26 protein-coding genes are annotated in these 24,441 nt (G+C 71.4%); 11 read left to right on the top strand and 15 right to left on the bottom strand.

Going from position 1 to position 24,441, the window contains the following annotated elements; genetic code table 11:
• Window positions 1–64: 64 nt before the first annotated feature.
• Window positions 65–505, bottom strand: a complete 441-nt coding sequence (locus tag BLT99_RS16060; protein ID WP_092674729.1) for a Fur family transcriptional regulator — start codon at window positions 503–505, stop codon at window positions 65–67.
• Window positions 506–660: 155 nt separating this feature from the next.
• Here BLT99_RS16060 and BLT99_RS16055 point away from each other — a divergent pair, with 155 nt between their 5' ends.
• On the top strand, window positions 661–1,104 hold the full coding sequence (locus tag BLT99_RS16055) for a hypothetical protein (RefSeq protein WP_092674726.1): 444 nt from the start codon (window positions 661–663) through the stop codon (window positions 1,102–1,104).
• A 29-nt stretch (window positions 1,105–1,133) separates the two neighbouring features.
• Window positions 1,134–2,021, top strand: a complete 888-nt coding sequence (locus tag BLT99_RS16050; RefSeq protein WP_092674723.1) for a formylglycine-generating enzyme family protein — start codon at window positions 1,134–1,136, stop codon at window positions 2,019–2,021.
• A gap of 9 nt (window positions 2,022–2,030) precedes the next feature.
• On the opposite strand, the gene BLT99_RS16045 is transcribed toward BLT99_RS16050, so the two are convergent.
• From BLT99_RS16045 to BLT99_RS16035, 3 genes are all read right to left on the bottom strand, one after another.
• Complete coding sequence (locus BLT99_RS16045) at window positions 2,031–2,768, bottom strand: flavodoxin family protein (protein ID WP_092674720.1); 738 nt, start codon at window positions 2,766–2,768, stop codon at window positions 2,031–2,033.
• A 69-nt stretch (window positions 2,769–2,837) separates the two neighbouring features.
• Window positions 2,838–3,371, bottom strand: a complete 534-nt coding sequence (locus BLT99_RS16040; RefSeq protein WP_092674718.1) for an adenine phosphoribosyltransferase — start codon at window positions 3,369–3,371, stop codon at window positions 2,838–2,840.
• 96 nt (window positions 3,372–3,467) lie between these two features.
• Complete coding sequence (locus tag BLT99_RS16035; RefSeq protein WP_133988522.1) at window positions 3,468–4,082, bottom strand: hypothetical protein; 615 nt, start codon at window positions 4,080–4,082, stop codon at window positions 3,468–3,470.
• 132 nt (window positions 4,083–4,214) lie between these two features.
• On the opposite strand from BLT99_RS16035, the gene BLT99_RS16030 reads away from it, so the two are divergent.
• The gene (locus BLT99_RS16030; protein WP_229724534.1) at window positions 4,215–4,676 is read left to right on the top strand and encodes a DUF3817 domain-containing protein; all 462 of its coding nucleotides are present in this window, start codon (window positions 4,215–4,217) and stop codon (window positions 4,674–4,676) included.
• 60 nt (window positions 4,677–4,736) lie between these two features.
• Here BLT99_RS16030 and BLT99_RS16025 read toward each other — a convergent pair whose 3' ends face one another.
• Window positions 4,737–7,883 (bottom strand): carbohydrate binding domain-containing protein, encoded by a 3,147-nt coding sequence (locus BLT99_RS16025; RefSeq protein WP_166670907.1) that lies wholly within the window; start codon window positions 7,881–7,883, stop codon window positions 4,737–4,739.
• A gap of 264 nt (window positions 7,884–8,147) precedes the next feature.
• Here BLT99_RS16025 and BLT99_RS16020 point away from each other — a divergent pair, with 264 nt between their 5' ends.
• Complete coding sequence (locus BLT99_RS16020) at window positions 8,148–8,963, top strand: shikimate 5-dehydrogenase (protein ID WP_092674706.1); 816 nt, start codon at window positions 8,148–8,150, stop codon at window positions 8,961–8,963.
• Between the two features lie 275 nt (window positions 8,964–9,238).
• Window positions 9,239–11,554, top strand: a complete 2,316-nt coding sequence (gene purL, locus BLT99_RS16015; protein ID WP_092676550.1) for a phosphoribosylformylglycinamidine synthase subunit PurL — start codon at window positions 9,239–9,241, stop codon at window positions 11,552–11,554.
• Window positions 11,555–11,667: 113 nt separating this feature from the next.
• On the opposite strand, the gene BLT99_RS16010 is transcribed toward purL, so the two are convergent.
• On the bottom strand, window positions 11,668–12,795 hold the full coding sequence (locus tag BLT99_RS16010; protein WP_092674703.1) for a glycosyltransferase: 1,128 nt from the start codon (window positions 12,793–12,795) through the stop codon (window positions 11,668–11,670).
• A gap of 118 nt (window positions 12,796–12,913) precedes the next feature.
• Here BLT99_RS16010 and BLT99_RS16005 point away from each other — a divergent pair, with 118 nt between their 5' ends.
• Both BLT99_RS16005 and BLT99_RS16000 read left to right on the top strand, forming a co-directional pair.
• Window positions 12,914–13,423 (top strand): NUDIX domain-containing protein, encoded by a 510-nt coding sequence (locus BLT99_RS16005; RefSeq protein WP_092674700.1) that lies wholly within the window; start codon window positions 12,914–12,916, stop codon window positions 13,421–13,423.
• A gap of 2 nt (window positions 13,424–13,425) precedes the next feature.
• Window positions 13,426–13,686: a hypothetical protein gene (locus BLT99_RS16000; RefSeq protein ID WP_092674697.1), complete on the top strand. Its 261-nt coding sequence runs from the start codon at window positions 13,426–13,428 to the stop codon at window positions 13,684–13,686.
• Window positions 13,687–13,694: 8 nt separating this feature from the next.
• On the opposite strand, the gene BLT99_RS15995 is transcribed toward BLT99_RS16000, so the two are convergent.
• Window positions 13,695–14,246: a hypothetical protein gene (locus tag BLT99_RS15995; RefSeq protein WP_092674694.1), complete on the bottom strand. Its 552-nt coding sequence runs from the start codon at window positions 14,244–14,246 to the stop codon at window positions 13,695–13,697.
• A gap of 130 nt (window positions 14,247–14,376) precedes the next feature.
• Here BLT99_RS15995 and BLT99_RS15990 point away from each other — a divergent pair, with 130 nt between their 5' ends.
• Complete coding sequence (locus BLT99_RS15990; protein ID WP_092674691.1) at window positions 14,377–14,766, top strand: SHOCT domain-containing protein; 390 nt, start codon at window positions 14,377–14,379, stop codon at window positions 14,764–14,766.
• Between the two features lie 312 nt (window positions 14,767–15,078).
• Here BLT99_RS15990 and BLT99_RS15985 read toward each other — a convergent pair whose 3' ends face one another.
• The 8 genes from BLT99_RS15985 to BLT99_RS15950 all read right to left on the bottom strand — a co-directional run bounded on the left by BLT99_RS15985 (window position 15,079) and on the right by BLT99_RS15950 (window position 21,728).
• Window positions 15,079–15,498 carry a pilus assembly protein CpaE gene (locus tag BLT99_RS15985; RefSeq protein WP_092674688.1) on the bottom strand — a complete coding sequence of 140 codons (420 nt, stop codon included), beginning with the start codon at window positions 15,496–15,498 and terminating at the stop codon, window positions 15,079–15,081.
• Window positions 15,495–15,671 (bottom strand): hypothetical protein, encoded by a 177-nt coding sequence (locus BLT99_RS15980; protein ID WP_157675015.1) that lies wholly within the window; start codon window positions 15,669–15,671, stop codon window positions 15,495–15,497. Before BLT99_RS15980 ends, BLT99_RS15985 begins: the two co-directional genes overlap by 4 nt.
• A gap of 38 nt (window positions 15,672–15,709) precedes the next feature.
• Window positions 15,710–16,678, bottom strand: a complete 969-nt coding sequence (locus BLT99_RS15975) for an SDR family NAD(P)-dependent oxidoreductase (protein ID WP_092674682.1) — start codon at window positions 16,676–16,678, stop codon at window positions 15,710–15,712.
• Entirely contained in the window at window positions 16,675–17,016 is a 342-nt protein-coding gene (locus BLT99_RS15970) for a chorismate mutase (RefSeq protein WP_092674679.1), read from the bottom strand. Before BLT99_RS15970 ends, BLT99_RS15975 begins: the two co-directional genes overlap by 4 nt.
• A gap of 19 nt (window positions 17,017–17,035) precedes the next feature.
• Window positions 17,036–19,351 carry a heavy metal translocating P-type ATPase gene (locus BLT99_RS15965; RefSeq protein ID WP_092674676.1) on the bottom strand — a complete coding sequence of 772 codons (2,316 nt, stop codon included), beginning with the start codon at window positions 19,349–19,351 and terminating at the stop codon, window positions 17,036–17,038.
• Window positions 19,348–20,358: a heavy-metal-associated domain-containing protein gene (locus tag BLT99_RS15960; protein ID WP_188434384.1), complete on the bottom strand. Its 1,011-nt coding sequence runs from the start codon at window positions 20,356–20,358 to the stop codon at window positions 19,348–19,350. Before BLT99_RS15960 ends, BLT99_RS15965 begins: the two co-directional genes overlap by 4 nt.
• Before the next feature lie 6 nt (window positions 20,359–20,364).
• Complete coding sequence (locus BLT99_RS15955) at window positions 20,365–20,574, bottom strand: heavy-metal-associated domain-containing protein (protein WP_092674673.1); 210 nt, start codon at window positions 20,572–20,574, stop codon at window positions 20,365–20,367.
• Between the two features lie 158 nt (window positions 20,575–20,732).
• A complete protein-coding gene (locus tag BLT99_RS15950) occupies window positions 20,733–21,728 on the bottom strand; it encodes a DMT family transporter (RefSeq protein WP_092674670.1) in 996 nt (331 codons plus the stop codon).
• Between the two features lie 139 nt (window positions 21,729–21,867).
• Here BLT99_RS15950 and lpdA point away from each other — a divergent pair, with 139 nt between their 5' ends.
• The 3 genes from lpdA to BLT99_RS15935 all read left to right on the top strand — a co-directional run bounded on the left by lpdA (window position 21,868) and on the right by BLT99_RS15935 (window position 24,425).
• Window positions 21,868–23,268 (top strand): dihydrolipoyl dehydrogenase, encoded by a 1,401-nt coding sequence (lpdA, locus tag BLT99_RS15945; RefSeq protein ID WP_092676547.1) that lies wholly within the window; start codon window positions 21,868–21,870, stop codon window positions 23,266–23,268.
• Window positions 23,269–23,472: 204 nt separating this feature from the next.
• Window positions 23,473–24,201, top strand: coding sequence for a hypothetical protein (locus BLT99_RS15940; protein ID WP_133988523.1), 729 nt, complete (start codon window positions 23,473–23,475; stop codon window positions 24,199–24,201).
• Window positions 24,201–24,425, top strand: coding sequence for a hypothetical protein (locus BLT99_RS15935; protein ID WP_092674664.1), 225 nt, complete (start codon window positions 24,201–24,203; stop codon window positions 24,423–24,425). The genes BLT99_RS15940 and BLT99_RS15935 overlap by 1 nt, the downstream gene beginning before the upstream one ends.
• Window positions 24,426–24,441 lie beyond the last annotated feature (16 nt).

Genomic DNA, 24,441 nt, shown 5'->3' with positions numbered 1-24,441 from the left:
GCACGACGAGCACCGCCTCGGTCGGGCGGTCGGCGCGCGGGGCGCCGGGGCGAGCGGATGCCTCCTAGCCGGAGACCTGCCGCTGGCAGTCGGCGCAGAGACCCCAGAAGGTGACCTCTGCGGTGTGGATGGCGAAGCCGCCCGTGTCGGATGGCACGACGCACGGCGGCTCGCCGATCACGCAGTCGATGTCGGCGACGACGTGGCAGCGCGTGCACACGACGTGATGGTGGTTGTCGCCGATGCGGCTCTCGTACAGCGCGGGCGAGCCGGCCGGCTCGATGCGGCGAAGGAGGCCTGTCGCGCTGAGCGCGCCGAGCACGTTGTAGATGGACTGCAGCGAGACGCCGGGCAGTGACGCGACGACGCGTTCGTGCACGGCATCGGCGTCGAGGTGCCCGTTGCCGGTGACCGCGTCGAGCACGGCGAGCCTGGGCGCCGTCACCTTGAGCCCGGCGGCGCGCAGGTGCGCGTCGGCCGACTCGAGGGGGGCGTCGCTCGTCATGCCTCGAACGTACCAGTTGTTTTGAGTGGTTCAAAACAACTGAGGATGCCGCGACTCCGGGTTGATACCGGGCCCAGCCAAAGCCCGCGCATAGCCGGGCGTCCGAGGCTGCGGGTGCGGGACATCCGTCTCGCTCGAATGCCCGGAGGACCGAGATGACCAGCACGACCCCGGCGGCGTCGAGCACGCCCACCGCCCCGACCGAGCCGATCCCGCCGCGGGCGGACGACGCGCATCCGCCGATGTTCCAGCCCGCCCCCGGCTCGCCGCCGACCGGCGCAGGCGCGGTGCCACCGGCCGCCGCGACGCCGCGCGAGCCGCAGCGGACCTCGTGGTATCGCCGCGCCTGGGTGCTCGCCATCGGCGCGCTCATCCTCGCGCTGCTGTGCTTCGCGAGCGGCTTCGTCGCGGGGAATGCCGCCGCACTGTTCAACGGCATCGCAGGCGTACCCGCCGGCGGCCCGACGGGCCCCGGTTGGATGGACGACGACGGCGACGGCTTCGGGCCCGGCCGACCCGACTTCGGCGACCGCGGCTTCCCCGGCCAGGATGACGGAACCGACGACGGCACGTCCGACGGCACCCTCTGGGTGGGCTGACCCGAGGGGATCGGGCGTAGCCTGAGCCGGTGGGCCTCACCGAACTCGTCGAGCTGCCGGGCGGCACGTTCCTGATGGGTTCCGACCGGCATTACCCCGAGGAGGCGCCGCAGCACGAGCGCCGCGTCGACCCGTTCGCGATCGAACGGCACCCTGTGACCAACGCGCAGTTCGCCGAGTTCGTCGAGACCACCGGGTGCGTCACCGTGGCGGAGCGCGAACTCGACCCGGCGGAGTTCGCCGGCGCCGATCCGGCCGAGCTCGTGCCGGGCTCGCTGGTCTTCACGCCCACCGCCGGGCCCGTCGACCTGAACGACTGGCGGCAGTGGTGGCGCTGGGTGCCGGGCGCCCAGTGGCGCCATCCATTCGGCCCCGGGTCGTCGATCGACGACCGGCTCGACCACCCGGTCGTGCACGTCTCCTTCGCCGACGCCGCAGCCTACGCCGAATGGGCCGGTCGGAGGCTGCCCACCGAAGCCGAGTGGGAGTACGCGGCACGCGGGGGGCTCGACGGCGCCGAATACGCCTGGGGCGACGAGCGGATGCCGCGGGGCGAGGTCCTGGCCAACACCTGGCTCGGCGACTTCCCCTACCGCAACGAGGGTTGGGGCGGCACGTCGCCGGTCGGGTCGTATCCCCCGAACGGCTACGGGCTCGTCGACGTGATCGGCAACGTGTGGGAGTGGACCGCGGACGCGTTCGCGCCCCGTCACCTGCCGCCCGGCTCGGCATCCGTCGATCGCGGCGAGCGCCGCGATCTGCTGGCGGGCGTCCCGGCCTCGCAGGCCATGCGCGTCACCAAGGGCGGGTCGCACCTCTGCGCGCCCGAGTACTGCCGCCGTTACCGTCCGGCGGCGCGGTCCGCGCAGGCCGAGGACTCCGCCACGACCAACCTCGGGTTCCGGTGCGCACGCTGAGGTGACGGGCTACCCGTCGGACGTGAGCCCTTCGGGGTTGGGCACGTAGTCCCAGCGCTCCCCGCGCTCCCACGCGTCGACGACGTTGCCGTACGCCGGGATACCGCCCGCGCGCTTCAGCATGCTCGCCAGATGGAGCTGGTTGTACGTCGCGAAGGTGAGGCTGCGGTTCGTGAAGTCGGTCTCGGGACCGCCCGACTCCTCGTCGAGGTAGCTCGGCCCCGGACCGACGGCACCGATCCACCCTGGGTCCGAGGCCGGAGCGATCGTGAAGCCGATGTGCTGCAGGCTGAAGAGGATCTTGCCCGCGCAGTGCTTCAGCCCGTCCTCGTTGCCCGTGATGATCGCGCCGCCGACCTTGCCGTAGTAGGCGAACTGGCCCCGGTCGTTGGTCTCGCTCGACATCGCGTCGAGTCGCTCGATGAGCTTCTTGGTGATCGAGCCGATCTCGCCGAGCCAGATGGGGCTCGCCACGATGAGGATGTCGGCGGCGCGCACCCTCGGCCAGATCTCGTCGGGCCACGCATCGGCGGGCCACCCCTCCTCGCGCATGTCCGCAGAGGTTCCGGTCGCGACGTCGTGATCGACGAGACGGATGGTGTCGACCTCGACGCCGCGCAGCCGCATGAGGCGCGCGCTCGCGTCGATGAGCGCCTGGGTGTTGCTCGTCGCCGGACTCCGCTTCAACGTGCAGTTGATGAAGAGCGCGCGGAGGCCGGAGAAGTCGGGCACGTTCGTATCGGTCATCGCGCGATCGTATGGAGGATGCGCGTGCGCCGCGACGGGGTTGACGTGCGCCCAGGGCCGCGCGGACGCTCAGAACTGCAGCAGGCTGCGGATCTCGTAGCGGTCGCCGAGCCGCGCCCGGCCGTCGAGCGCCTCGAGCTCGATCGCGACGGAGATGCCGGCGACGCGCCATCCGGCCCGCTCGACGAGGCGCGCCGCGGCGTCGACGGTGCCGCCCGTCGCGAGCACGTCGTCGACGATGAGCACGCGCGACCCGGGCGGCAGCTCACCCTCGTGCACCTCGAGCGCTGCCGTGCCGTACTCGAGCGCGTACTCCTCGCGGATCACGGCGCGCGGGAGCTTGCCCGCCTTGCGGACGGGCAGGACGCCCGCGCCACACAGCGCCGAGGCGGCCCCTGCGAGCAGGAATCCGCGCGCCTCGACGCCGGCGAGCACGTCGAAGCGACCCGCGAACGGCGTCGTCAACGCCTCGGCGAGCGCGTGGAAGGCCGGTCCGTCGGCGAACACGGGCGTGAGGTCGCGGAACACGACGCCGGGTTCGGGGAAGTCGGGGATCGTCGCGAGCTTCGACTCGACGAGGGCGCGGACCTCGGACTCGTGCATCCGGCAAGGTTATCGCCGTGCTCGGCGCACGAGCGAGTCGGTTCGCGCAGGCCCGGCCACGAGGGCTTGGGGGACGAGCGTTCAGTGCACGAGCGCTCAGTGGACGAGCGAACTCAGCCAGATCACGAGCAACCCGAGGCTCGCCGTGACCAGTGCGCTCAGGATGCGCCATCCCCACGGGCCGCCACGGCGCGCGGCCGTCCACCAGCCGATCACCGCGAGCACGAGCACGCCCGCCCAGAGGGCGATGTAGTACGCGACGTACTCGTCGAGCCAGCCGAGCGCCGCCATCCCGAGGAAGGCGGTCGGCACGACCATCGCGAGGAGCATGCGCGACGTGTCGACGGCCGAGCGACGAGCCGCGGCGAGGATCGCGCGCCATCGCGGGCGGCCCGACTCGGGCCCCTCCTCGCGCGCGATGGTGCCCGCGTAGACGTGCGCGAGCCAGAACACCCCTGTCGTGCCGAGCGTGAACAGCAGCACCTCGAGGTCGGTGTCGTCCTCCCATCCGACCGCGATGAGCGCGCTCACGAGCACGACGCCGTAGATCGCCGACTCGGTCCGGACCGCGCGCAGCATGAGTCGAGCCGGTCGCGCCACCGCGGCGGACACGGACGCCGCCACGGCGTGAGGCTTGCTCGAGCGTCCGTCCTGAGCGCTCGTCGCCGCGTCGGTCGTTCCGGCCGCATCGGTCGTGTCGTCGTCGTGCATCGGCTCGCCCTCTCCCGCATGCCCAGGCCTGCGGCATCCGACCGCGCCGTCGGCCGCCGCCTCCATCGTTCGACGGATGCCGCGCTCCACCGCGCTTGCGAGGATGGAGGCACCCCCACCCCCAGGAGCATCGTGTCACCCCAGCGTCTCTTCCGCAGCCTCGCGATCGCCGAGGCGATCACCTGGACCCTCCTCATCGCCGGCCTCATCCTCCGGGCGACCGTCGGCCTCGACGTGGCCGTCGTCGTCGGCGGCTCGATCCACGGGTTCGTGTTCCTCGCCTACGCCGCGACCGTGCTGCTCGTCGGCGTGAACCAGCGCTGGAGCATCGGTCTCATGGCGCTCGGCGTCGTGACGGCGATCGTGCCGTACGCGACGGTGCCGTTCGAGCTCTGGCTCGTGCGCCGTGGTCGCCTCGAGGGCGACTGGCGCCGCGAGGCGGGCGACCACCCCGCCGACGGCAACGTCGTGAACCGGCTGCTGCGCTGGGGCCTCGGCCGACCGGTGCTGCTCACCGTGCTCGGCGTGGTCGGCGTCGCGGCGGTCTTCACGGCGCTGCTCATCGTCGGCCCGCCCGGCGGACGCGAGGCCTGACCCTCGTCGGGACGCCGGATCGGGGCGGATGGCGTGCACCCGCCCCGATCGCGGCATCCGCTACTCGACTCGCACGCGGTCGAGCGTCGTCGTGCCCTTGCCGCCGAACGTCAGCGAGTAGCCCCGCACGTCGGTGAGCGTGAGCCCGTCGTCGGGCGCGCCGGCGGGCTGCTCGTCGGCGCGGGTGAACGCGTCGAACGGGATCGTGACCTCGTGCCATCCGGCGCGACGGTCGACGACGCTCGCGGTGAAGCGCTCGGCGGTGTCGGGCGCCTGGTAGACGCGCACGTAGTCGACCGTCAGCGACTGCGGGAACACCAGGTCGTCACCGGGCGTGCCGCCGAAGTTGCCGCCGACGGCGACGTTCGTGATGAGCGAGAACGGGTGGTCGAACACCCACTCGTTCGGGGCGACGTCGGCCGGGTCGGCCTCGTGGTAGACGATGCCGTCGACCTCCCACGTGATGCGCTCGGGAGTCCACTCGACGGCGAAGTCGTGCCATCCGTCGGGCACCGGCTGACCGAAGTCGTAGATGCCGCCGTACGACTGGCCGCCCGAGTAGCCCGGCCCGTGGATGGTGCCGAAGATCTCGTTGGGCAGCCGGCCGACGTACTCCATGATGTCGATCTCGCCCGTCTGCGGCCAGCCGACCTCGCGGAAGTCGGTGCCGAGCGACCACACCGCGGGCCAGATGCCGCTGCCCTCGGGCAACTGCACTCGCGACTCGATGCGTCCGTACTCGAACTCCTGCTTCTGCTCGGTGATCAGGCGCGCCGACGTGACCTCGCACGGCCCGTACCAGCACTCGAGGTCGGTCGTGGCCGGATCGACCTCGCGGGCCGTGATGACGAGGTGGCCGTCGCCGTCGAGCGCCGCGTTGTCGGTGCTGTCGGTGTAGTACTGGCGCTCGTCGTTGCCCCAGCCCCATCCGCCGGTCTCGTACGTCCAGTTCTCGGGGTTGGCGCGCGAACCGGCAGGGCCGTCGAACTCGTCGCTCCACGCGAGCTCCCAGGTCGCCGGGCCCGCGTCGGGCGCCGGGTCGTCCTGGATGCCGACGGTGATGCGCGTGGGCTTGCCGGTGCCGTTCACCATCAGGCTGATGCCCTCGGCGTCCGACCAGTCCTCGCCACCCGCGAACTCGCGCGACATGGTGGCGGTGCCGCGGTGCGCGAAGTCGGCGACCTGCTCGTACGCGTCCTGGCCCAGGTAGGAGTCGGCGTCGCCCGCAGCGATCTCGCGCGTGGTCAGCTCGGCGTCGCCCGTCGTGTCGAAGCGCCAGGGGGTCGACTCGAAGTCGTCGACGAGGCCGGCGTCGGCCGGATCGTCGTCCTGGATGCTGACGGTGGCGGTGCGGCCGAAGCCGAGCTCGGCGCCCTCCGGCTCGGAGAGCCGCACGACGAACGTCTCGTCGACCTCGTGCTTGGCGTCCTCGAGCGTGGGCAGCTCGATCGAGGCCTCCCGCTGGCCGGCCGGGATCGTGACGGTCCCGCTCGCGGGCGTGAAGTCGCGGTCGGCCGTGGCCGAGAGGTCCTCGGTCGCGGTGCGCGCCTCGGTCGCCGACGAGGCCCAGTCGACGGTCACGTCGGTCTCGGCGACGCGGTTCAGGCGGACGACGCCCGTGGCGGCCTCGCCTTCCTCGACCTCGTAACCGGCGCGGTCGAACCCGAGCGCCAGAGCCGGCGGCTCGGCCTCGCCGTAGACCAGCACGTCGTCGTAGAAGAAGGTCTGCGGCGTCGTGGTGCGCAGCGAGCCGAACGCGTAGCCGTGCATCTCGGTGAGCGTGAGCCCGTCGTTCGGCGCGCCGTTGCCGATCTCCTTGCGCGAGAACTCGTCGAAGTCGAACGTGAGGAAGCGCCATCCGCGCCAGTCGTCGGAGAACGACACGACGAACCGCTCGGCGTCGTCCTTCGTCGAGCCCGGCGTGCGATTGTCGAGCAGGTCGAGGAAGAGGTCGGTGCCGGATCCGTTGCCGTACATCCAGAACCCGATGCCCTCGTAGGTCGACCAGTCCTCGGTCGTCCACGCGTCGGCAGCCTCGTTCGTGAAGTTGCGGATGACGACGCCGTACGACGACACCGAGTAGTCGGCGCGGAGCGCGTGGTTGCCGGCGGGCGCGCCGGGAACCGGGGCGGGCGCGGCATCCGTGCGTTCGAAAGCGACCGTGCTGCTGGGGTCCTGCGCGGCGAACCAGCCGACCGGCACCCCGCCGGCCTGACCCTCGACGAGCTCGGCCTCGTGGTCGTCGACGATCGTGGTGCGACCGTCGGGCGGCCCGACGACCTCGCCGTCGTCGTCGAGGATGGTGACCTCGAACGCCGCCGTCGAGCCGAGGTTCGCCCCGCTCGGGTTCGCGAGCCCGAGCGTGAACGTCTCGGTGGGCTCCTCGGCGTCGTCGCCCGTGGTGGCGAGCTGCACGGTACGGCTCGTCTCACCCGGGGCGAAATCGATCGTGGTCGCGGGGTCGGTGTAGTCCTCGCCCGCGACGGCCGTGCCGTCGGTCGCACCGAGCTCGACCGTCACGGGCGCGGACGACGCGATGTCGAGGCGCACCTCGACATCGAGCGCGTCGCCCTCGATCGCCGAGGCGGAGGGGGCGGTGAACGACACCGACGGCGTGACCTCGGTGTCGGAGTACACGGCGATGTCATCGACACGGATGGTGTCGGCGCCGTTCACGGCGGGGATGGCGTAGCCCCACAGCGAGGTGAGGCCGAGGCCGTCGTTCGGCGCGCCGCCCGGCTGGTAGTCGGTCGCCCGGGCGAAGGCCGACCACGGCAGGCGCACCTCCTTCCAGCCGTCGGTGTCGTCGACGACCGTCACATCGAACCGCTCGGACGCGTCGGCGTTGGGGCCGCCGTCGAAGATCTCGACCTGGTACGCCGCGCCGTTGCCGGAACCGTCGACCATCAGGCTCACGCCATCGAAGGCCGAGTAGTCGCGGGAGCCGGCGAAGGTCTGCCCGACGCCGCCGAACGAGCCCGGTGCGCTGACATCCCAGCCGTACGAGACGACCTTCGTCGGCTCGGCCTGACCGGGCTTCGCCTCGGCCGAGTCCGCGGCGACGTCGACGATGCCGAAGCCCGCCGAGCCGTACGAGAAGAAGCCGTCGGGCGCGCCGCCCTCGAAGTCGGCGATGACCGCGACGCTACCGGCCGCGGATGCCGGGACGGCGGTCGCCAATGGGACGGCGACGACGGCGCCGGCCACCAGCGCTCCCACGCTCCGGCGTGAGAGCGCTCTCATTTTCGAGTCCATTCGTGCTCCATTGCAGTTGAGGATGGATCGACCGAGGTGGTCTCGGACAGGCTAAACGGGTCGTGACGTGCGGCACAAGCCTGTTGCAAACATTGGCGAGCAGGGCGATCGGCCGGATGGAGCGCCATCCGGGGTCGGAACACTCTCACCGCCGCGTAGGCACAAGAGAGCGCTCTCACAACAATGCCCCATGGCCCCGCAGGCGAGAATGGCGGCATGCCGATCCTCAACAAGGACATGCAGGTCTGCATCTCGCTCTCCGGTCGCCCGTCGAACCTCGGCACCCGGTTTCACAACTTCCTCTACGACGAGCTCGGCCTGAACTTCCTCTACAAGGCGTTCACGACGAACGACCTCGAGGGCGCGATCCTCGGCATGCGCGCGCTCGGCTTCCGCGGCTGCTCGGTGTCGATGCCGTTCAAGGAGGCCGTGATCCCGCTCGTCGACGTGGTGGAGGAATCGGCCGCGGCCATCGAGTCCGTCAACACCATCGTGAACGACGGCGGCCGGCTCTCGGCATCCAACACCGACTACGAGGCGGTTGCGCAGCTCATCGCCGAGCACGGGCTCGACCCGACGGCTCGCGTCGTCGTGCGCGGATCGGGCGGCATGGCCAAGGCGGTCGTCGCGGCGTTCCGCGGCGCTGGGTTCGACGACCTCACCGTCCTCGCCCGCAACGCCGAGGCGGGCCCGGCGCTCGCGGAGAAGTACGGCTACGCCTGGGCCGGCGAGGAGCCCGAGCCATCCTTCGACGTCATCGTCAACGTCACCCCGCTCGGCATGCAGGGGGCGGATGCCGCGGCGCTGGCCTTCGACGAATCCTTCGTCGAGCGCGCGTCGGTCGTCTTCGACGTGGTCGCCTTTCCTGCCGAGACGCCCCTCATCTCCGCCGCGCGGGCAGCGGGCAAGCGCGTCATCACGGGAGCCGAGGTCATCGCGCTGCAGGCGGCACGCCAGTTCGAGCGCTATACCGGCGTCGCGCTCACGCGCGACCAGGTCGACCGCGCGTCCGCGTTCTCCCGCGCCGAATAGCCTCGCCGTCTCGTCGTCTCGTCGTGAAGACCGTGGTCGCGGGTGCATCGGCGAGAGCACCCACAACGAGTGTCCACACCGGACGTGGGAGGGGTGCGGGGCCCGGGCTGCTCACCTGAGCAGCGTCGGTAGACTGGGCGGGTCCGGCATCCGCCCCGCGGCATCCGCTCGCCGCCACCTTCTGGAGCTCGCCACCCGTGACCACTGAGACCTCGCCCACCGCTGCCAGCCAGACCGTGGAGCCGGGCGACCCGGCCGCGGCCGACGCCGAGCTCATCGAGGCGCCCCGCACCGCGCGGCTCGACACCGTCGAGGTCGCCGCGACCACGCCCGAGAAGGAGCAGCCGTACGCGGCGCTCGGCCTGAAGCCCGACGAGTACGAGCGCATCCGCAACATCCTCGGCCGCCGTCCCACGAGCGCCGAGCTCGCGATGTACTCGGTCATGTGGAGCGAGCACTGCTCCTACAAGTCCTCGAAGGTCTACCTGCGCCAGTTCGGCAAGAAGGTCACGCCCGAGATGAAGCAGCACCTGATGGTGGGCATGGGCGAGAACGCCGGTGTGCTCGACATCGGCGAGGGCTGGGCCGTCACCTTCAAGATCGAGTCGCACAACCACCCGTCGTACATCGAGCCGTTCCAGGGCGCCGCCACCGGCGTCGGCGGCATCGTGCGTGACATCATCTCGATGGGCGCGCGCCCGGTGGCCGTCATGGACGCGCTGCGGTTCGGCGCGATCGACCACCCCGACACGGCGCGCGTGGTGCACGGCGTGGTCGCGGGCATCAGCTTCTACGGCAACTGCCTCGGCCTGCCGAACATCGGCGGCGAGACGTGGTTCGACCCGGTGTACCAGGCCAACCCGCTCGTGAACGCGCTCGCGGTCGGCGTGATGCGGCACGAGGACTTGCACCTCGCCAACGCGAAGGGCACCGGCAACAAGGTCGTGCTCTTCGGCGCCCGCACCGGCGGCGACGGCATCGGCGGCGCGTCGATCCTCGCGTCCGACACGTTCGCCGAGGGCGGCCCCACCAAGCGTCCCGCGGTGCAGGTCGGCGACCCGTTCGCCGAGAAGGTGCTTATCGAGTGCTGCCTCGAGCTGTTCGCGGGCGACCTCGTCGAGGGCATCCAGGACCTCGGCGCGGCGGGCATCTCGTGCGCGACGTCCGAGCTCGCGTCGAACGGCGATGGCGGCATGTCGATCGTGCTCGACGAGGTGCTGCTGCGCGACCCCACGCTCACGCCCGAAGAGATCCTGATGTCCGAGAGCCAGGAGCGCATGATGGCCATCGTGCGCCCCGAGAAGCTCGACGGCTTCATGGAGGTCGTGAGGAAGTGGGATGTCGAGACCTCCGTGCTCGGTGAGGTCACCGACACCGGCCGCCTGTCGATCACCTGGCGTGGCGAGGAGATCGTGAACGTCGACCCGCGCACGGTCGCCGTCGACGGTCCGGTGTACGAGCGCCCGGTCGCCTACCCCTCGTACCTCGACGCGCTGCAGGCCGACACGACCGAGTCGCTGGCGCGCCCCGCCGACGACGCCGGCGACGAGCTGCGCGCGCAGTTCCTGCAGCTGGTGGGCTCGGCCAATCAGGCCGACGCCGCGTGGATCACGAACCAGTACGACCACTACGTGCTCGGCAACACGGCCCTGGCCTCGCCCGACGACGCGGGCATGATCCGCGTCGACGAGGAGTCGGGCCTCGGTGTCTCGGTCGCGACCGACGCGAACGGGCGCTACTCGCAGCTCGACCCGCGCGCCGGTGCGCAGCTCGCGCTCGCCGAGGCGTACCGCAACGTCGCCGTCACGGGCGCGAAGCCCATGGGCGTCTCCGACTGCCTCAACTTCGGCTCCCCCGAGAACCCCGAGGTCATGTGGCAGTTCGCCCAGTCCGTCGAGGGCCTGGCCGACGGATGCCTCGAGCTCGGCATACCCGTCACCGGCGGCAACGTGTCGTTCTACAACCAGACCGGCGACGTGCCGATCCACCCGACCCCGGTCGTCGCGGTGCTCGGCGTGATCGACGACGTCGCGCGCCGCATCCCCTCGGGCTGGCAGGACGACGGCCACAACATCTACCTCCTCGGCGACACATACGCCGAGCTCGACGGCTCGGCCTGGGCCGGCGTCGTGCACGACCACCTCGGCGGCCGTCCGCCGTACGTCGACCTCGCGCGCGAGAAGCAGCTCGCCGAGCTGCTGCAGGCGGCGGCGCTCGAGGGCCTGATCGACTCCGCGCACGACCTCTCCGACGGCGGTCTTGCGATCGCGCTCGCCGAGGCCGTGAACCGCTTCGGCGTCGGCGCGCGCGTCTTCCTCGGCGAAGTCACCGAGGACGCCGGCATCGACCTTGCGACCGCGCTCTTCTCGGAGTCGACCGGTCGCGTGATCGTGAGCGTCCCCCGTGAGGACGACGTGCGCTTCCGCGGACTGTGCGAGGGCCGGGGCTACCCGGTGCGGCGCATCGGCGTGACGGATGCCGCGTCGCAGGCGCTCGAGGTGCAGGACGCGTTCACGGTGTCGGTCGACGAGCTGCGCGGCCTCAATCGGGCCCCGCTCGCCGACGCGTTCGGCCCTGTCGTCGGGTACTGACGCTCACCGGCCCGCGGCCGGGCATCGAATTGCCACTTCGGCCGGGTCGCGGGGTCCGCGCACCCGCCGAAGTGGCATCTCGCGCGCTCCGCGGGCGCGCGGGCGCGCGGGCGCTACTTCGGGGCTCGCGCGTCGACGCGGCGCGCGTCGGCCGCTGCTCGCCGGGCGGCGACGGCCCGCGGCCGGTAGACCACGAGCGACTGGAACGTGAACCGCGCGACGAACGCCACGGCGAGCGTGATGACGGTCGCGAGCACCGCGGTGAACCGGCCCGAGTCGACCATGAGGTAGACGACGGGGATCCGCACGACCGCCTCGGCGTTGTTGAACGCGAAGGCGAGCCCGAACCGCGTCGGCAACGGCCGCGCGTCGTGGCGCAGCTCGCGGAAGACCGAGAGCTCCTGCAGCGCGAAGTTGCCGACGATCGTCACCTCGGTCGCGATGATGGCGGCGGGGAGCCAGTCCATCCCCATGCTGGTGAGCGCCCAGACGATGAGCGCGTTGACGACGATGCCGATGGCACCGATGACCGCGAAGCCCGACATGAGGCCGAATCGCAGGTGCGCGAGCTGGCGGGCGAAGCGCAGGCCCTGACGCAGCGTCGCCTTCGACGAGCCGGCATGGCGCGGCGCGAACTCGAAGGGCACCTCGGCGATGCGGAGGGGCTGGCTCACGAGCATCTCGAGCAGGATCTTGAAGCCGGTCGGCCTGAGCACCGAGAGGTCGACCCGCTCGCGGGCGAACACGAAGAAGCCCGTCATAGGGTCGCTGGTGTCGCGCAGCCGGACGGGGAACATGGCCTTCGTCACCAGGGTCGCGGTGCGCGAGACGGCGTGACGCAGCCATCCCGAGAGACCGGCAGCCCGCCCGCCGCCCGCATAGCGCGAGGCGACCACGAGATCGACATCGCCCGCGAGTGCTCGCGCGACCAGGTCGGGGATCACCTCGGGCGGATGCTGCAGGTCGCCGTCCATGACGAGGCAGAGCGTGGCGGTCGACGCCGCGGCGCCGGCCACGACCGCACCGCCGAGTCCGCCGACCGGATCGGCGCGGTGGATGCACCGCACGGGCAGCGCCGTCTCGGCGGCCACGCGCCCGATGACCGCCGGGGTGTCGTCGGTGGAGTCGTCGACGAAGACGATCTCGGCGTCGATCCCCGTCACGGCGGCCTCGACCCTGCGGACGAGCTCGGCGACGTTCGGTCCCTCGTTGAACGTCGGCACGATGATCGTGAGCTGCACGCGCCACGTCCTCCCGCGAATCTCGATCGTTTCACCCTAGCCGGTCGGTTCGAGCGCAGGCTCCGCTCGGCGGCACGCGGTAGGGTCGCGTCATCCGATCGACGAGACGGGGTGACGGATGCCGGCTGCGAACGACGGGGACGCACGTCAGGCGTATCCCGAGGGGTATGCGGCCGCGCACGGCGGGTTCGCCCTCATCCCGGCGGCGTACGTCTTCCTCGTCGACGCCGATCGCGTGCTCCTGCAGCGGCGCGAGGCCACGGGCTACTACGACGGCTGGTGGGCCGCGTCGGCAGCGGGGCACGTCGAGTTCGGCGAGACCGTGACGGCCGGCGCCGTCCGCGAGGTCCTCGAGGAGATCGGGGTCGAGGTCGACGAGTCGACGCTCGAGCCCATCACGGCCATGCACCGCACAGCACCCACGGGGCTGCCCGTCGACCAGCGCATCGACCTCTTCTTCGCGGCCCGGTCGTGGCGCGGCATCCCGTCGCTGCAGGAGGAGAAGGCGAGCGCCCTCGAGTGGTTCGAGCTCGACGCGCTGCCCGAGCGCCTCGTGCACCATGAGCGGTTCGCCCTCGAGGGCTGGCGCGACGGCGGACTCCCCGCGATCACGACGTTCGGGTTCTGAGCGTGGAGGCGGTCGTCGGCATCCTCATCGCAGTGTTCGGCGCGGCGCTCGTGGTGGGCATGGCCGTCCGGGCCGTGCGCGCGCCGCGCGGCCGGCGGTGGCGCGCGGCATTCGGCCCGATCATGGGCGCGGGCGAGACCTACCAGGAGCTGCACACCGGCCAGCGCGGGCTTCAGGACTCGGTGATCGAGTCGATCGCCGAGTCCGAGCAGCGGCCGTCACGCACCGACGCCGGCGACGAGCACCCCGATCCCACGCGCTGACGTGCGGGTCACGCCCCCTGGGGCGGGTTCAGGAGGAGGTCGACGCGCTCGGCGAGGTACGACTCGAACGGGATGAGCGCGTCGTCGCGCGCCGGATTCCAACGCACGGCGAGCTGCGACGATCCGTCGGCGCCGCTGGTCAGCACGAGCGGGCCGGAGGTCGCGTCGGCCGCGAGCACCGCGGCGTCCAGCTCGACCGGCTCGGCGTCGAACACGACCGTCGTGCCCTCGGCGATGCCGCCCTTGACGGCGGCCGCTCGGTACGCGCGCTGCACGGCGACCGACTCGGCCGTGACGCTCTTGCGCGCTGCGCGCTCGGCACGGATGACGCGACCCGTGCCGTACACGCGGCCGTCGGCGTCGAGCAGCAGCACGCCGAGGCGCCACACGGGACCGATCACCCGCATGCGCGGCGCACGCGGCATGCCGAGGACCCGCCGCGACGGCACGAACTCGGCGAGCGTCTCGGTGCGGGCGGATGCCTCGCCGAGCGCCTGCACGGCGCGCGCAACGGCGTCGCGTGCCCGCGCGACCGCCGCCGAGCCATCCGCCTCGCCCATGCCCCCGAGCCTATTCGGCACTCGAACTCGCCGAACGACAGTGCCGAAAGACCCATACACGCGAGCGATCCATGGCTAGCGTCGAGCCACGCGGGAGTGACCCTCACCCGCACCGAGGAAAGGGAACGCCGTGAACAACTTCTGGGACTTCCTGGTCTGGATCTTCTGGTTCTACGTCATCGTCGCGTGCATCTGGATCTTCATCACGGTGTTCATCGACATCTTCCGAGACCCGACGCTCAACGGCTGGGCCAAGGCGCTGTGGGTGATCTTCCTGGTGTTCTTCCCGTTCCTGGCCGCGTTCATCTACCTGATCGCGCGCGGGCAGAGCATGACCCAGCGGAACATGGAGCGCGCCCAGGCGATGAACGCCCAGCAGGCCGACTACATCCGATCGGTCGCGGGATCGGGGCAGTCGGCATCCGCCGAGATCGAGTCCGCCAAGCGGCTCCTCGACAGCGGCGCGATCACCCAGGCCGAGTACGAGTCGCTCAAGGCCAAGGCGCTGCAGTCCGCGTGACACGCTGCGTGCCCGGCCAGGAGTGCCTGGTCGGGCACGTTGCACGCGTCGACGCCGAAGACGCCGAGCCCGTAGCGGCGATGCGGCGTGCCCTTCGCGTTACCCCTGAACTCAGGCGACCGCGATTTCCCTGAGCGCAGATGGCATCGTCGAGCGGGAACAGCCTTCGCCGCCGCCAGCACGCGCGGGCTGGGGTGGGGTGGGGCAACAGGAGCGGCGCGTGCGTCGGCGGGTGACCTGCGGCGGGCCCGAGGCGGTACGCGCGGGCGACGACGGATGGTCCACGGCGGTACGCGCCAGGTCGACCGCGACTCAGCGCGTGCGCTCGATGAGCGCGAGCAGCGCCATCCCATAGGCCTCGGATGCATCGGGGTGCTCGAAGCGGCGGCGCTCGCCGCCGAGTTCGACCTCGACCTCGAACGCGTCGGTGAGGCGCCGCAGCCCGCGGAACGTCGCGCGCAGCAGCTCGCGGAGCTGGTCCTCGCGCGGGAGCCACACGGCGTCGGCGAGCGCGACGGAGTCGAGCGCCCACTCGGTCGTGCCGTTGAACGCGAGGATCGGACCCGTCGGATAACGGCGGGTCTCGATCGTCATCTCGCTGACCGTGAAGGTGTCGGCTTCGACGTCGGCCTCGACGTCGCTCGGCAGGTCGAGCTGGAAGCGGTCGCCCGACTCGGGGTGCCAGACCAGGCCCGCGTCGCGCAGTTGCAGGGCCAGCTCGCGACTGATCATCGTGACTCCCCCGTGTCGCCCGGGCGCTTGCGGATGCGCGCCGGTCCGAGTCCGGCGGCGAGGCCGACGACGATGATGCCCGCGAACAGCAGTCCGTAGCGCGCCGTGAGCACGCCGATGAGCCCGAGCGCGGCCCCGACCACGACGAGCACGCGTGCGATCCGCAATCGCACGCCCGGTTTCGACCACCAGCGGCCGATCGCCCCGCGGATCACGACCCCACCCGCGCCGGATCGAGCACGAGTCCCGTCGCCTGCTCGGCGAAGGCCCAGACCCGGGCGCCCACCCGCGGATCACGTGAGGTGCGCGTGGGCATCGCGAGCCGGGGCGGTCCCTTGGTCGCGTACTGCGGCCCCCAGAACTGCCCGCCCTCCACGTCGTCGGCCACGACGGCGTGCACGATGGGCTCGGCGCCGCGATGCTTGCCCTGCGCGAACGGCGCCTGCAGGGCGTCGGCGAATCGGTCGAGACGCGTGGGCTCGTTGACGCCCGGCACGCGCGGCGTCCGCCCCGAGATCGAGTAGCCGGGGTGGGCCACGAGGCTGTGCACGCGGGGCATCGCGGATGCCGCTCCCACCGCCTCGGCGCCATCCACTGCCGCGCGACGCAGTCGGCGGTCGAGCTCGAACGCGATCGACGTCGACGCGATCTTCGACTGCGCGTACGCGCGCCAGGCGTCGTACGACCGCTGCAGCTGCAGGTCGTCGACGCGGAACGTCGACAATCGCGTCGAGAGCGACCCGATCGTCACGAGACGCGCGCCGGTCGCGAGGTGCGGCAGCACGTGCGCGAGCAGCGCGAAGTGACCGAGCACGTTCGTCGCGAGCACCAGCTCGTTGCCGTCGACGCTCTCGAGTCGCGCGGCGGGCGTGTGCACCATCCCGGCGTTGAGCACGACCGCGTCGAGCGGAGCCCGGTCGAGCAATCGCTCGGCGCCGACCCGCACCGACTCGAGCGACGAGGTGTCGATGACGAGCGAGTCGACGTCGGCGCGCGGCATCCGCGCCCGGATGGCGGCGACCGCCGCGGCGAGCCGCTCGGCGCTGCGGCCCGAGAGCGTCACGTGCGCGCCGGCCCGCGCCAGCCGCGCCGACGTGAAGAACCCCAGCCCCGCGTTCGCCCCGGTGACGAGCACCGACCGGCCCGCCTGGGACGGGATCGGGACGGGGTACCAGCTCACAGGCCCTCCGCGCCGTTCGCGTCGGCGAGTTCCTCGTGGTGACGGATGACCTCGGCGACCACGAAGTTGAACCACTTCTCGGCGAACGCCGGATCGAGGTGGGCGTCCTCGGCGAGCGAGCGCAACCGAGCGATCTGGCGCTTCTCGCGGTCGGGATCGCTCGGCGGCAGGCCGTGCTCGGCCTTCAGGCGCCCGACCTGCTGCGTGAACTTGAACCGCTCGGCGAGGAGGTGGATGAGCGCCGCATCGATGTTGTCGATGCTCGAGCGGATGCCGAGCAGCTCCGTCATCGCGGCGTCGCGCTCGTCGATCGGGGCGGCAGGGGTCTCGGCGGTCATGCTTCGACCCTACGGCCACTCAGGCGCCGGTGTTCCCGAGCGCCGAGCGGAAGGCGCGCAGGCGCAGGCTGTTGCCGACGACGAACACGCTCGAGAACGCCATCGCCGCCCCCGCCAGCATGGGGTTGAGCAGGCCGAGGGCCGCGAGCGGGATCGCCGCGACGTTGTAGGCGAACGCCCAGAACAGGTTGCCCCGGATGACGCCGAGCGTGCGGCGGGACAGCCGGATCGCATCGACCGCCGCGAGCAGGTCGCCGCGCACGAGCGTGAGGTCGGCGGCCTCGATCGCGACGTCGCTGCCCGTGCCCATCGCGATGCCGAGGTCGGCCTGTGCGAGCGCGGCCGCGTCGTTGACCCCGTCGCCGACCATCGCGACCGAGCGGCCCTCGCCCTGCAACTGGGCGACCACGGCCGCCTTGTCGGCGGGGAGTACCTCGGCGATCACGCGCTCGATGCCGACCTCGGCCGCGACCCGCCGGGCGACCGTCTCGTTGTCGCCCGTGAGCAGGATCGGCTCGAGTCCGAGCCCACGCAGGCGCGCGACGGCGTCGGCGCTCGTGGGCTTGACGGCGTCGGCGACGCTGAGCGCGCCGCGCACGGCGCCGTCCCACGCGACGATCACCGCGGTGCGACCCTCGGCCTCGGCGGCGACGACGGATGCCGCGACCCGCGCGTCGGGCTCGATCGCCCACTCGGCGAGCAGCGCGGGCCGGCCCACGAGCACGAGGCGCCCGTCGACGATGCCGTGCACGCCGAGCCCCGGACGGTTCTCGAAGGACTCGGGCGTCGGCAGGGCGCCGACACGCGCCGCTGCGCCATCCGCGATCGCCTTCGCAACCGGGTGCTCGGACGCATGCTCGAGGGCGCCCGAGAGGCGCAGCAGCTCGGCCTCGTCGACGCCGTCGGCGGCGTGGACCCCGGCGAGCGACATCCGCCCGCTCGTGACCGTGCCCGTCTTGTCGAGCACGATCGTGTCGACACGGCGCGTGGACTCGAGCACCTCGGGTCCCTTGATGAGCACGCCGAGCTGCGCGCCGCGGCCGGTGCCGACGAGCAGCGCCGTCGGCGTCGCGAGGCCGAGTGCGCACGGGCACGCGATGATGAGCACCGCGACCGCGGCCGTGAATGCCGCCTCGGGCGGGAAGCCGCCGCCGAGCCACATGCCCAGCGTGCCGACGGCGATCAGGATGACGACGGGAACGAACACGCCCGCGACGCGGTCGGCGAGCCGCTGCACCTGCGCCTTGCCGGCTTGCGCGTCCTCGACGAGCCGGGCCATCTGCGCGAGCTGCGTGTCAGCGCCGACTCGGGTGGCGCGCACCACGAGCCGCCCGCCCGCGTTGACCGTCGCGCCGATGACGGCGTCGCCGGCCTCGACCTCGACGGGCACCGACTCGCCGGTCACGAGCGACGCGTCGATCGCGCTCCGGCCGTCGACCACGACGCCGTCGGTCGCGATCTTCTCGCCGGGGCGCACGACGAACTCGTCGCCGACAGCGAGCTGCTCGACGGCGATTCGCGTCTCGACGCCGTCACGGAGCACGGCGACGTCCTTCGCGCCGAGCTCGAGCAGCGCGCGCAGGGCGGCGCCCGCCGCGCGCTTCGAGCGCTTCTCGAGATAGCGGCCGAGGAGCACGAACATCGTCACGCCCGCGGCGACCTCGAGGTAGAGGTTCGCGGCGCCGTCGCTCGGCGCGACCGTGAGCTCGAACCCGTGCACCATGCCGGGCTCGCCCGCCGTGCCGAGGAAAAGTGCGTAGAGCGACCACGCGAACGCGGCGGTCACGCCGAGCGAGACGAGCGTGTCCATCGTGGCGGCGCCGTGGCGCAGGTTGACGAGCGCGGCGCGGTGGAACGGCCAGGCCGCCCACGTCACGACCGGTGCGGCGAGCGCGAGCGACGCCCACTGCCAGTACGTGAACTGCCAGGCGGGGACCATCGCGAGGAGGATCACCGGGACGCTCAGCACGACCGAGGCGATGAGTCGCGTGCGCAGCGAGCGCAGCTCGGCGTCGGCGCGGGACTCCGCACCGCTGCGGGCGCCCGTGTCATCACCAGCGGTCGGCACGGGCGGCGCGGGCGGCGCCGGCAGCTCCGCCCGGTACCCCGCGGCCTCCACGGTCGCGATGAGCTCGGCGGTGCCGACGCCGTCGGGCGCCGTCACGCGCGCCTTCTCGGTCGCGTAATTGACCGTTGCGGTGACGCCGTCGAGCTTGTTCAGCTTCTTCTCGATGCGCATGGCGCACGACGCGCAGGTCATGCCGCCGATCTCGAGTTCGAGCGTGCGCTCGGCATTCGCCTCGGCGGGGCCGGATGTCGCGAGATCGGTCGTCATCCGTGCTCCTCCGCGTGCGCCGGCTCCGCGGGCTTGAGCGACGCCTCGTCGTCGTGCCCGCCGCCGTCGGCGCCGTCCGTCGCCTCGCCGGTCGCGGTGAGCACGAACGGCACGCTGAGCACCCGACCGTCGAGCTGCAGGTCGAGGTAGAGCAGGTACCGCCCGGCCGTGGGCGCCGTCGCCATGAAGGCGATCTCGGGTCCGGGGTCGGTGACGCCGTCGCCGGGCTCGCCCATGGGGTGCACGTGCAGGTAGGCGAGATCGCCCTGCCGCAGCGCGACGAGGTGCCCGTAGGCGCCGAGGTACGGCTCGAGCGTCGTCACGGGTTCGCCGCCGCGCGTGACGGTGAAGGTGAGTTCGCGCTCGGCGCCCGCTGCGAGGTCGCCGGCCAGTTCGACCGTGATGCCGTCGACGGTCGCCGTGGTCGAGTCGGCTGTGCGCGGCTCGGGCGCGAAGGCGCCGGCGACCTCGACCGTGCTCGTCAGCGTGACGGTCTCGGCGAGCGCCGCGGGGACGAAGTCGGCGAAGACGCGGTACGTGCCGGCCGCGTCGAACGTGAAGGGGACCGTCCACGTGCCGTCGTCGGCGAGCTCGGGGTGCACGTGGCGGAAGTGCGCGCCGTCGGTGCGCACGACGATGAGGTGCAACCGCTTCTCATGGGCGGTCTGGTAGGCCGTGAGCGGGGCGCCCGAGGCATCCGCGATCGCGAACGAGATCTCGCCGGCCTCGTCGGCCGCCGTCGGTGCGCCGAGTGCCGCGAGCGTGTAGCCGCGCTGCGAGACCGACAGGCCTCGCACGTCGGCGGCGGCGATCGGCGCCGATCCGGATGCCGCGGCGCCGGCGTGCGCGCCGTGCCCGACTTCGGTGGTGTCCATGTGCTCGTCCTCGTTCGAGGTCCAGGCGGCCGACGCGTCGGCCGGGATGATGAGCGGGGCCGCGACGAGTGCGACGGTGAAGACCGCGGCCGCACCCGCCGCGAACAGCCCCAGCCTGGCTGCCGTGTGCACGTCGCGTCAGACGCGCACGGCGGCGTAGCCGGCCTCCTCGACCGCGGCGATGACGCCGGCGTCGTCGAGGTCGGCCGGGGCGGTGATCGCGAGCCGTCCGGCGGACGCGGACACGCGGATGTCCGTGACGCCGGGGAGCTGCTCGACCTCTTCGCGCACCGACAGCTCGCAGTGGCCGCAGGTCATGCCGGTCACCTGGTACTCGCGCTCGCTCATCGTGGAACTCCTTGTCTCATCTCGGATGGATCGATGGTACCCCAAGGGGGTATGTCGATTCGCAACGTTATACCCCTCGGGGGTATTTCGCAAGACCCCGCAGTGCGGAGCGATCGGGTGCGAGGGCGAGCGGATGGCGCGGTGGAGCGCGCGACGGCTCAGGCGCGTGCGGTGGCGCGGCGCGGCATCCGCACCCGGCCCTGCGCCAGCAGGATGCCGGCCATGACGACGAGCGCTCCCACCGGTTCGTTCCACGTCAGCGGCTCGCGCAGGATCAGCACGCCCAGCACCACCCCGACGACCGGCGTCACGTACGTGACCGTCGACGCGTTGGTGGGCCCCCAGTCGCGGATGACGCCGATGTTCCACACATAGGCGAGCCCCGTGCCGGCGATGCCGAGGACCGCGAGGCACACCACGATCGCCGCGTCGAGCCGGACCGGCCCCGCCGCGAGCCATGGCGTCAGCAGCAGCATGACGGCGCCGGCCGTGCCGACCTGCAGGAACGCGAACGTCGTCGCCGCGATGGGCCGTCCGCTCAGGAACCGCCGCGTGTACCCGAACATCACGCCGTAGCACGCGGTCGCACCGAGGATCGCGAGCTGGCCCGCGAGGTCGCCGCCGAGCTCCGTGTTCCACGGCGCGATGATGATCGCCACGCCGATGATGCCGACCAGCACCCCGAGCCATCGGGACGCGTCGAGGCGCTCCACCCGGAAGGCGAGCGTCGCGATGATCGCCGTCATGATCGGCGTGGTCGCGTTGAGGATCGAGGCCATGCTCGAGGTCACCGACTGCTGCGCCCATGCGAACAGGAGGAACGGGACGACGCATCCGGTCACCCCGATGACGAGGAAGTGCAGCCAGACGACCGGTTCGCGCGGCAGCACCGGGCCGCCGTCGACGCGAGGGCGGCTGACGAGCACCACGAGGCCCAGTGTGACGGCCCCGAGCACGACGCGCGCCCAGGCGACCTGGGTGAACGAGAGTCCGGTCAGCGCGACGGCGATGAAGAGGAAGCTCGCGCCCCACACGAGGCCCGCGGCGAGGAACTGCGCCCACGTGCGGAGGCCGCCGACGCGGCGCCGCGGCGAGGCCGAGGTGGAGACGGATGGCGCGGCGGCGGTGTTCGGGGTCGAGGTTCGGGTGTCCACCGCCTCACGGTACGTCCACGCCGCAGTCGCCGCGAGGCCGGCCGGACGCGATGTCCGGAACCCGCCGAACGTTGGCAGGCGGGCGGCCGTGACCGATCACACCCGACGGCGCGGCGACGACCGACCTATGCTGGCCCGCATGGCCCAACAGTTCGATGTCGTCGTCCTCGGTGCGGGTCCCGGCGGGTACGTCGCCGCCATCCGCGCCGCACAACTCGGCCTCAAGGTGGCCGTCGTCGAGGAGCGGTACTGGGGCGGTGTCTGCCTCAACGTCGGCTGCATCCCCTCGAAGGCGCTCTTGCGCAATGCCGAGCTCGCGCACATCTTCCACGACCAGGCCGCGACCTTCGGCATCTCGGGCGACGTGTCGTTCGACTTCGGCGTCGCGTTCGACCGGAGCCGCCAGGTGTCGGAGAAGCACGTCAAGGGCGTGCACTTCCTGATGAAGAAGAACGGGATCACCGAGTTCGACGGGCGCGGCACGTTCCGCGACGCGAACTCGCTCGACGTGACCAAGGCCGACGGCACGGTCGAGACGCTCGCGTTCCGCAACGCGATCATCGCGACCGGATCCAAGGTGCGGCTCCTGCCCGGCGTGCAGCTCTCGCAGAACGTCGTCACCTACGAGGAGCAGATCCTCACCCGCGAGCTGCCCCGTTCGATCGCGATCGTCGGCGCGGGCCCGATCGGCATGGAGTTCGCCTACGTGATGCGGAACTACGGCGTCGAGGTCACGGTCATCGAGTTCCTCGACCGCGCGCTCCCCAACGAGGATGTCGAGGTGTCGAAGGAGATCACCCGTCAGTACCGCAACCTCGGGATCCCGATCCTCGCGTCGACGAAGGTCGAGACGGTCGTCGATCAGGGATCGTCCGTCGCCGTGACGTACACGGGCGCCGACGGACAGCCCGGCTCGCTCGAGGTCGAGAAGGCGCTCATCTCGGTCGGGTTCGCGCCGAACGTCGAGGGCTTCGGGCTCGAGAACACCGGGGTACAGCTCACCGAGCGCGGCGCGATCGCCATCGACGAGCGGATGCGCACGAACGTGCCGCACATCTTCGCGATCGGCGACGTCACCGCCAAGCTCATGCTCGCCCACGTCGCCGAGGCCCAGGGCGTCGTCGCGGCCGAGACGATCGGCGACGCCGAGACCATGGAGTTCGGCGACTACCGGATGATGCCGCGCGCGACGTTCTGCTCGCCGCAGGTCGCGAGCTTCGGCCTCACCGAGCAGCAGGCCCGCGACGAGGGGCACGACGTGGTCGTCGCCAAGTTCCCGTTCACCGCGAACGGCAAGGCGAACGGCCTCGGCGACCCGGTGGGGTTCGTGAAGCTCGTCGCCGACACGCAGCACCTCGAGCTCCTCGGCGGTCACCTCGTCGGCCCCGACGTCTCGGAGCTGCTGCCCGAACTCACGCTGGCCCAGAAGTGGGACCTCGGGGCCCTCGAGCTCGCGCGCAACGTGCACACCCACCCGACGCTGTCGGAGGCGCTGCAGGAGTCGTTCCACGGGCTCGTCGGGCACATGATCAACATGTGAGGAGTCATCGGCGTCGCATCAACGATGACTGTGAGGCTGCGCCGCCGTCGAAATCCCGCGTGCCGTGTGGGTGTCCGCGAGAGGGGTCGGTAGGTTTCTTGCGTGCAGAGCTGCCCCTGGAGCCAGAAGCAGCTCCGACGAGTTGGTGAAGCCATTCGCGATGGGTCCACGCCCAACGACGGCTTGCCGACCTACGGCGAGGTGATGCTCTGGTACAACGATCTCGCCGCGGAGGTCCAACGAGAGATTCGGGCGCTCGACTGGGAACCGCTTCTTCAGGAGCGGGTACCTGAGGTCACCTCAAGGCCAAAGACGATCGATACCCTTCGCCAGAAGTTGATTCGAGACCACGACCGTCCGATGTCGGGTGTCCAGGACATCGCTGGGGTTCGGTTCGAAGCAGAGATGTCCCTCGATGAGCAGGACGCCGTTGTGAACGCGATTGCTGGGAGATTCGCGCACGACCTCGACGCCTGCGTTCGAGACATGCGTGACGAGCCGCACAGCGGCTACCGGGCTGTGCACATCTGGTTGCGCCTTGAGGGGCGAGTCGAGGTCCAGGTCCGAACGCACCTGCAGGGGCACTGGGCGAACATGTACGAATCGGCGGCAGACCTCTATGGGCGGGACATCCGGTATGAGTGGCTGCCTGACGACCAAGAGGCAGCCCAGATGGTAACCGCACTACGGGAGCTATCGACATTGCGGATTGCCCAGATGGAGCGAGATCGGAATGAGTTCGAGCTGCTGAGCCTTCAGCTAGAAGAGGCTGGGGTTGTTGTGAAGGACCAACGAGGTCACCCCACCCCGACTGGGGCTAGGCTTGCAACCCTAAAGACCCGGTACCGTAGCAATGAAGCGCGAATGCAGAAGGACCTGCAGACCCTGAGCCGGTTCTTCGAGAGCGTCCGAGCCGCAGGAAGGGACGACTGATGCCTGGTTTTCTGGTTGAGTACAACCGGCGCAACGGCGATTGGCGGGTCACTGAGTTCCCCGGCGAGGATGGCCATCAGGATGCCTTGAAGCGGCGTCTTGAGCTGGAGGCCGAGCGCGTCGATCCTGACTGGGAAATTGCCTCCCTGAACAGCGACTCGCTTGACACCGTCCAGAAGACTCATGCGAGATACTTCGAGGGGCGTGAGCTGATCGGCGCGTAGCCGTACCGTCAGTACC

The organism is Agromyces flavus (assembly GCF_900104685.1).
Classification (GTDB): domain Bacteria; phylum Actinomycetota; class Actinomycetes; order Actinomycetales; family Microbacteriaceae; genus Agromyces; species Agromyces flavus.
This window is presented reverse-complemented; position numbering and strand designations above follow the sequence as displayed.